Source organism: Barnesiella sp. CU968 (assembly GCF_905219685.1).
GTDB lineage: Bacteria > Bacteroidota > Bacteroidia > Bacteroidales > Muribaculaceae > Lepagella > Lepagella muris_A.
The window spans coordinates 1-7445 of sequence record NZ_CAJMXD010000122.1; the positions used below are offsets into that span (position 1 = coordinate 1).

General features: G+C 46.1%; 4 protein-coding genes and 1 pseudogene. All 5 read left to right on the forward strand.

Features of this window, described 5'->3' with window-relative positions:
- Window positions 1-232: 232 nt before the first annotated feature.
- Complete coding sequence (locus tag JX312_RS06365) at window positions 233-994, forward strand: FadR/GntR family transcriptional regulator (protein WP_204457429.1); 762 nt, start codon at window positions 233-235, stop codon at window positions 992-994.
- 64 nt (window positions 995-1058) lie between these two features.
- Window positions 1059-3359: a sodium:solute symporter gene (locus tag JX312_RS06370; protein ID WP_239653830.1), complete on the forward strand. Its 2301-nt coding sequence runs from the start codon at window positions 1059-1061 to the stop codon at window positions 3357-3359.
- Entirely contained in the window at window positions 3356-4276 is a 921-nt protein-coding gene (locus JX312_RS06375; RefSeq protein WP_204457431.1) for a dihydrodipicolinate synthase family protein, read from the forward strand. Before JX312_RS06370 ends, JX312_RS06375 begins: the two co-directional genes overlap by 4 nt.
- Window positions 4277-4372: 96 nt before the next feature.
- A complete protein-coding gene (locus tag JX312_RS06380; RefSeq protein WP_239653831.1) occupies window positions 4373-7102 on the forward strand; it encodes a SusC/RagA family TonB-linked outer membrane protein in 2730 nt (909 codons plus the stop codon).
- Window positions 7078-7445: pseudogene (locus JX312_RS14105) on the forward strand (SusC/RagA family protein); the annotation flags it as partial. The gene JX312_RS06380 and the pseudogene JX312_RS14105, both read left to right, overlap by 25 nt.

Here is a 7445-nt window from a genome sequence, read left to right on the forward strand (position 1 = left end):
GCTCCTTCTTCGGAATCATGAAATCATCTCAAAATCTCCTAAAATTTAATATAAGCTAATTTCCAACACTTACTTATGTAAGATCCTTTGGAGTCAATACTTTTCATTCACGTGAAGTGATATTTTCGGGGGAATGAAATTTAAATCCAAACACTCTTAAAGATGCGGAGGGAAACATTCCTCCAAAATGTTTGACTTGATTTGTCGGACAAATCAGATAAATATTATAATCATGGAACAACTCAGACTTAATAACACTGCTATAACACTTGTGGATCATGTTGAAGACAGGGTTCTGTCTTATCTCAGCGAGCATGATTTCAAGCTTGGCGACAAGTTGCCGTCGGAACATGAGCTGGCAGTATCATTGGGAGTGACGCGAAGTGTGGTCAGGGAAGCTCTCAGCCGGTTAAAGATGCTTGGGATAGTTGAAAGCCGAACGAGACGCGGCATGGTTTTGAAAGAACCGTCTATTTTCGGGGGGATGAAGCGTGCGATACGACCGAATCTGATGAGCGAGAAGTCACTTGTAAATCTTTTGGGTTTCCGAGTGGCATTTGAGGTCGGGATAACAGGATATATTTTTGAGAACATCACACCTGCCGATATTAAGGATCTTGAAGAGTCTGTTTATATGGAAATCGCTCTCGGCGACAATATATATGCCAACATTTCGGAGCATCGTTTTCACTCGAAGTTATATGAAATCACACGCAATTCCACAATCAGTCAGTTCCAGGAGATCATATATCCGGTGATGGAATTTGTGAAATCCAATCTGAAAACATATGTCTCGGAAATTAACAGCAGTCTTCAGGAGAGAGGCGAACTGGTTACGCACCAGGATCTTTTGCGGTATCTCAAAGCGGGTGACGAGAATGGTTACCGCAAGGCAATCGACCAGCATTTCTTTGTGTATAAGGAGCTGATCCGTAATAATAATAGCGGTTATGATAGCAGTAATTACAGATCGGATTATTTTAGTGCGGAATAGAGACCGTAAGCAAGCTCTAAGTCAATTTTCAACACTTACCTAACAACTTGTCATGAAGGATTTAATGAAACATATATATGTACTTGCTGTATTTTTGACAGCTGCCATCCCTGCGTCTCCGGCAAAACAACAGGAATCAATCCGGTGGAGCGGCAATGAAAAGGTGAAAGAGAGTCTGTGTCTTAAGGCGGATTTATCACTGTCTTATGACTCCGATGCTCTTATTGGTGCCGACAACGGGTTGATTTATGTGGGTGCCGGAGACAACCGGGGCAGCAGGGTCGAGTTTATTTCATATGAAAATAAAGAGGACGTTGAAATATTGCCCGTTTTGGAAGGATTGAAGGGTGCTCCCTTCGGCACAGTCTACGGGGGAGAGGCAATTGTTTCCGGATTGCCGACAGAGGGGACCTCTTCGGTGGTTTATTTACTGAATACCGCATCTCCAGACAAAGGATGGAAGAGGGCAGCCGTTATTCCCGGAGTTCCCCGCGGTTACGCCGCTGCCGCAGTGCAGAGCAACGGAACAAATCCTTCGCTTTACGTAATAGGAGGTATAAGTGATGCTGATTCAACCGCTCTTACAGATGGATACAGTTATGATTTAATCTTAAGGCGGTGGGTCAGGATTCCATGTGTCTTCCCTGAGAATATATCCGCAGCAATGCCTTCTGGCGCAAATCATCTTCTATTGGTAGGAAAAGATGACAAAGGTGGGATGGTATTGTACCGTTTCCATACAATCACATCGACAATCACAGATGCCGAGCCGGTGACATCGGGGATTGACAGAATATTTTCTTTCGTGCGTGCCGAAGGATCGGACATGGCGTTATTATGTGCCGGCACAGACGGCAAACCGGTACTTGTCCGGGGTAATATATTACATTCGGAACGTAGCTTGGGAGTAATCAACTGGGTTGTAATAGCATTGTATTTCCTTGTGCTTGCCGGAATAGGTTTTTATTTTGCGCGTAGGCAGAAGAATACCAATGACTATTTCAAAGGAGGAGGGCGCATTCCCTGGTGGGCTGCCGGTCTCAGTCTTTTCGGAACAGCATTGAGTGCCATAACATTTATGGCTATTCCAGCCAAGGCGTTCTCCACAGACTGGAGTTACGGACTGTTTAATGTCGGAATTGTTCTTGTGGCACCAGTGATTGTGTTCGTATTCATACCTTATTTCAGGAAGCTTAACATAACGACTGCCTATCAGTATCTTGAAATCCGTTTTAATGCTGCGATAAGGGTATTATGCAGTGTGGCGTTTATTGTTTTTCAGGTAGGAAGAATGGGAGTCGTATTGTTTCTTCCATCGATTGCTCTTAATGTGGTTACGGGCATAGACATATTCCTGTGCATCGGAATAATGGGTCTTTGCAGCATACTCTATACCATGACAGGGGGAATCGAGGCTGTCGTATGGACTGATGCCATACAGGTCATTATACTTCTCGGAGGAGCTCTTTTTGCTGTGGGATATATCACAATGTCAATTCCCGGCGGTTTTGCTGAAGCGATTTCGATTTCATCCGCTGACGGTAAATTCAGTCTCGGTTCCACCGGCTTTGATCTTCAGGACTCGACAATGTGGACGGTGCTTATAGCGGCTTTTTTCACAAATCTTACGACTTACGGCACCGATCAGAGTATGGTGCAGAGATATCTGACAACACCTTCTCAGTCGGCTGCAAAAAAGAGTGTGTGGACCAACGCGTTGCTTACAATCCCTGCCACAATAATATTCTTTTTGATAGGATCTTTACTATATGCATATTACAAGACATTTCCCGAGTCACTGAGCATAAGCATCGATTCCGCAGATGCCGTATTCCCCTGGTATATTTTCACGGAACTCCCGGCGGGGGTGACAGGATTGCTGATTTCAGGTATTTTTGCAGCAGCGATGTCGACACTTTCCGGCAGTATGAATTCGGCGGCAACCGCGTATATAGTGGATATTTATCCTCGGATAACACGGCGCGGGGCAGGGTCTTTGCGGGCAGCCAGGTTTGCGACCTGCGTTACAGGTCTCATAAGTCTTGCGTTCGCGTTTCTGATGGCAACATGGAATATAGCGTCGCTTTGGGATGAATTCCAGAAGATATTAGGACTAATTCTCGGTTCTATGGGTGGTCTTTTCATGCTTGGAATGCTTACAAGAAGGGCAAATTCAGGAGGGGCGATAATAGGAATCGTGGTTAGCATACTGGTACAGATTTTCGTTGCGAGATTCCGTACCCTTCACCTTCTTCTCTATACGGCATCGGGTTTTGTGTCCTGCTTTGTGGTCGGATATGCAGCAAGTTACCTCTTCCCCGATTCAAACAAAAGAACAATCACTTCAAACAATAACAACATATGAAGGAACCATTATTACAAGGATTAATCGCAGCTCCGTTCACACCGATGAACGAAGACTGCACGATCAAGACTGAAGCGATTCCTGCCTATGCAGATTTCATTGCGGCAAAAGGATGCCTCAAGGGAGTTTTCATCTGCGGGACATCGGGAGAAAGCGTCTCGCTTACTCTTGAAGAGCGTAAAAACATTGCAGAGGCATGGACTAATGCCGCGAAAGGGCGGTTCAAAGTAATAGTGCATGTCGGCGGAATGTCACAGCCCGACTGCGTGGAACTTGCCGCTCATGCCGCTTCTGTAGGAGCAGACATGATTGCGGCAATGGCACCGGGCTTCTTCAAACCAGCCTCTGTCAAAGATCTTGTCGGCTTTTTCAAGCCGGTAGCCGCGGCTGCACCTGAACTCCCTTTCTTCTATTACAATATGCCTTCGATAACAGGTGTGTCACTGCCCGTGCACGAGTTTCTCGCAGAGGGTAAAAAAGATATTCCCACACTTGCCGGAGTTAAGTTCACACACAACAATCTCATGGAGATGCAGCAGTGCATAAATCTCAACGATGGTGAATTCGAAGTGCTAAACGGGTTTGACGAGATTCTGCTTGCAGGTGTGGCATGCGGATGCAAAGGTGCTGTGGGAAGCACTTACAATTACATTCCCGGAATCTATCAAGGCATTCTGGATGCCATAGAGTCGGGAAATCTTGACGAAGCCCGAAGAATGTCTAAAAAGGCAGTTGATATAGTGGATGTGCTTGTTAAGCACGGCGGAGGCACACGTGCCGGCAAGATTTTCATGAAACTTGCCGGATTTGACTGCGGTCCGTGCAGATTGCCGATTGCACCTTGTTCCGAGACGGAACTTGCCAAGACTCGTGAAGAACTCGAAAAGACCGATTTTTTCAAATACACCGCGGTCTGACCTTGGGCGGAGTAGACACACGCTCCCCTTGACAACGAAAAACTATAGCTGTCACGAATGCGACAGATCTTTTGTCGCCTTAAAATCATTTATATTATGAAAAAGTATTTATATGTCATATTATGCTGTCTATTATCGTTCCCGATTGCCGCAATGGCTGAACCGTACAACCTGGAAGGTGTGGTGCTTGATGAAACCGGCGAGACTTTGCCGGGAGTCTCGATTCTTGTTAAAGGAACCCAAAGGGGTGGGACCACAGATGTGAACGGCATCTTCAATATTCAGGTCTCAAACGGGGAGACGCTTGTGTTCTCATATGTGGGTTATGCCACAAAAAGTGTAAAAATAGCAGGTCAGAAATCTCTTGAGGTGAAGCTTGAAATCTCACAGGACTCGCTTGACGAGGTTATTGTTGTAGGTTACGGAACTCAGTCAAAGCGCACCGTGACATCTTCAATAGCATCTGTCAACGGTTCCACTCTCGAAGGCTCTCCTATAAACACGGCAGGCGAGGGTCTTAAAGGGAAGATTGCCGGTGTGCGTGTTTACAATGCAAACAATTCACCTGGCGCGGAGGCAACCTTTATCGTAAGAGGCGGTTCTTCAATATCCCAGAATAACGAGCCTCTCATTCTTGTTGACGGTATCGAACGTAGCATGGAGGGTATCAATCCCAATGATATAGAATCAATTGAAGTTCTGAAAGATGCAGCTTCTTCTGCAATTTACGGTTCAAGGGCTTCCAACGGTGTCGTGCTTATCACTACCAAAAAAGGCGCCCCCGGACGTATGAGAATCACATTCGAGGCTTCATTCGCTCATGAGGATGTTGAGCGAATGATAGATTATCTGCCGGCAGATGTCGCTGTTCCATTGATGCGAGACCGTTGGTCGACGGGACCTTCTCCTAACAAGAATCTTGACGATGGCTACGCTTATTCGGCAGGAAACACATCCGCTTCAATTTATTCCACACGCTATCTGCAGCCGGGAGAATCTGTGCCTGCAGGATGGAAGTCTTGTGTTGACCCGCTGGATCCTTCCAAAACCCTTGTTTTTGAAGACAACGACTGGTCGAGAGAATGTTTCCGTCCCGCATTCTGGCAGAACTATTATCTGGGAGTTGACGGAGGAAATGATTTGCTCAATTACGTAGGCTCTATCGGTTACACTAAGGACAGCGGTGTCGGTGTCGGAACAGGGTTCAACAGATTCAGTGCCAGAGCTAACGTGGTTGCCAAAATACGCAAGAATCTTAAGTTCACGTCAGCTATAGACTACAGCCAGACAAATACAGAGGCATATGCAAGTCAATATCAGGTGATTTCCAGAGGACTTATGACTCCGTCCACCCAACGCAGGACATATGTAAGCGATGACCAGTGGTTCGGAACTCCTACGCCGGGACCAAACGCTACATCTCCCAATCCTACATTCTACAGTTATTACAATGACAACAGCAACAAGGTTAACCGTACAGGTCTTGTAGGGACTCTTGACTGGGAGCCATTGAAAATGTGGCATATCGTAGGTTCCGCGTCTTTCTTCACACAAAGCAGTTCTACGGATGCATTCCACAGAGCTGATCCACTTAACGGCACACGCTGGGCGGATGCAAGCAACACCGACATACAGCGTATGAAACTCGAGGCGTATACGAATTATTCCCGCACTTTTGCCGACAGTCATTCTCTGAGCGCAATGGTAGGATATTCATATCAGAGGTACGACTATCGCTATCTCTATGCCAAATCTCAGGGACATTCGACCGACAAAATTCCCACGCTTAACGCAGGTTCCACCTATACAGCTGCTACTTCCACCAAACAGAAGGATATTAATATCGGATATTTCGGGCGAATCAATTATGATTACATGAAGAAATACATGCTTACGCTGACATTCCGCGAAGACGGGTCGTCAAGATTCGCAGAAGGCAACCAGTGGGGATTCTTCCCCGGAGCATCGGCAGGGTGGGCTATGCACGCCGAGGATTTCATGCAGCCGATCGAGTGGATCAACAATCTTAAATGGCGCGTCAGCTATGGTCAGACAGGTAATAATTCTGTAGGGTATTATGATGCATTCGGACTTTACTCAGTCACTACAAGCTATGACGGACAACCGGCTGTAATAACTTCAGCAATGCCGAATCCAACTCTGAAATGGGAAAAGACAACACAGCTTGACGTCGGATTCGATTTCTCAGTGCTTAACGACAGAATCGCATTGAATGTCGATTACTTCAACAAAATTACAGACAATCTCATCACTACCCGCACACTTCCCAATACTTCCGGTTTCGGCTCGGTTCTTACAAACCTCGGCAAAGTGCGATTCCACGGATTCGACCTCGAACTCAACACAAGAAACATAGTTACCAATGATTTTACATGGGAGTCTAAATTCACTATAACTTATGTGAAAAACAAAGTGCTGAAACTGCCTGAAGAGGAAGGTGAGAACAAGCGCGATAAAAACCGTCAGGGGGGATATAAAGTCACTATGGCTGACGGCTCCATATATGAATTCGGCGGTACCGCCGAAGGTGAGCCTCTCGGTAGAATCTATGGCTATAAGCATGCTTATATCATCACGACCCCTGAACAGGCGAAGAACGCACATTATGACGCTTCATCCAAAGGATGGGACTGGACGACAGGAACTCGCCTCGGTACCGGCAAGAAGACGATCGGTGATTATGAATGGTGTGACCTTAACGGAGACGGCACATCAACGGCAACGATATGTATGAGCTTGGAAATACTATCCCGACGACTACGGGAGGTCTTAGCAACACATTGTCATATAAAGGTTTCACTTTGAATGTGTTCTTCGATTTTGCACTCGGTCATTCAGTTTGTAACGGCTTCCTGCAGCGTCAGATGTGTAACTTTATGAACGGCAACACTTCTATTCCTTCGGAGGTATTGAAGGCATGGAATGTCGGAGATGATCCCGCAAAAGCTAAATATGCCCGTTTCTCCGGCAATGACTCTGACGAGCTTAACAAAAACTATCGTCCCAATTCAGACATATTCTGTCAGAAAGCCGATTATCTGTGTCTGCGAGAAGTATCGCTGAGCTATCAGATGCCCAAAAAGCTTATCAAGAAGGCGGGAATGCAGGATGTGCGTTTCACATTTGCCGGCAATAATCTCCATTATTG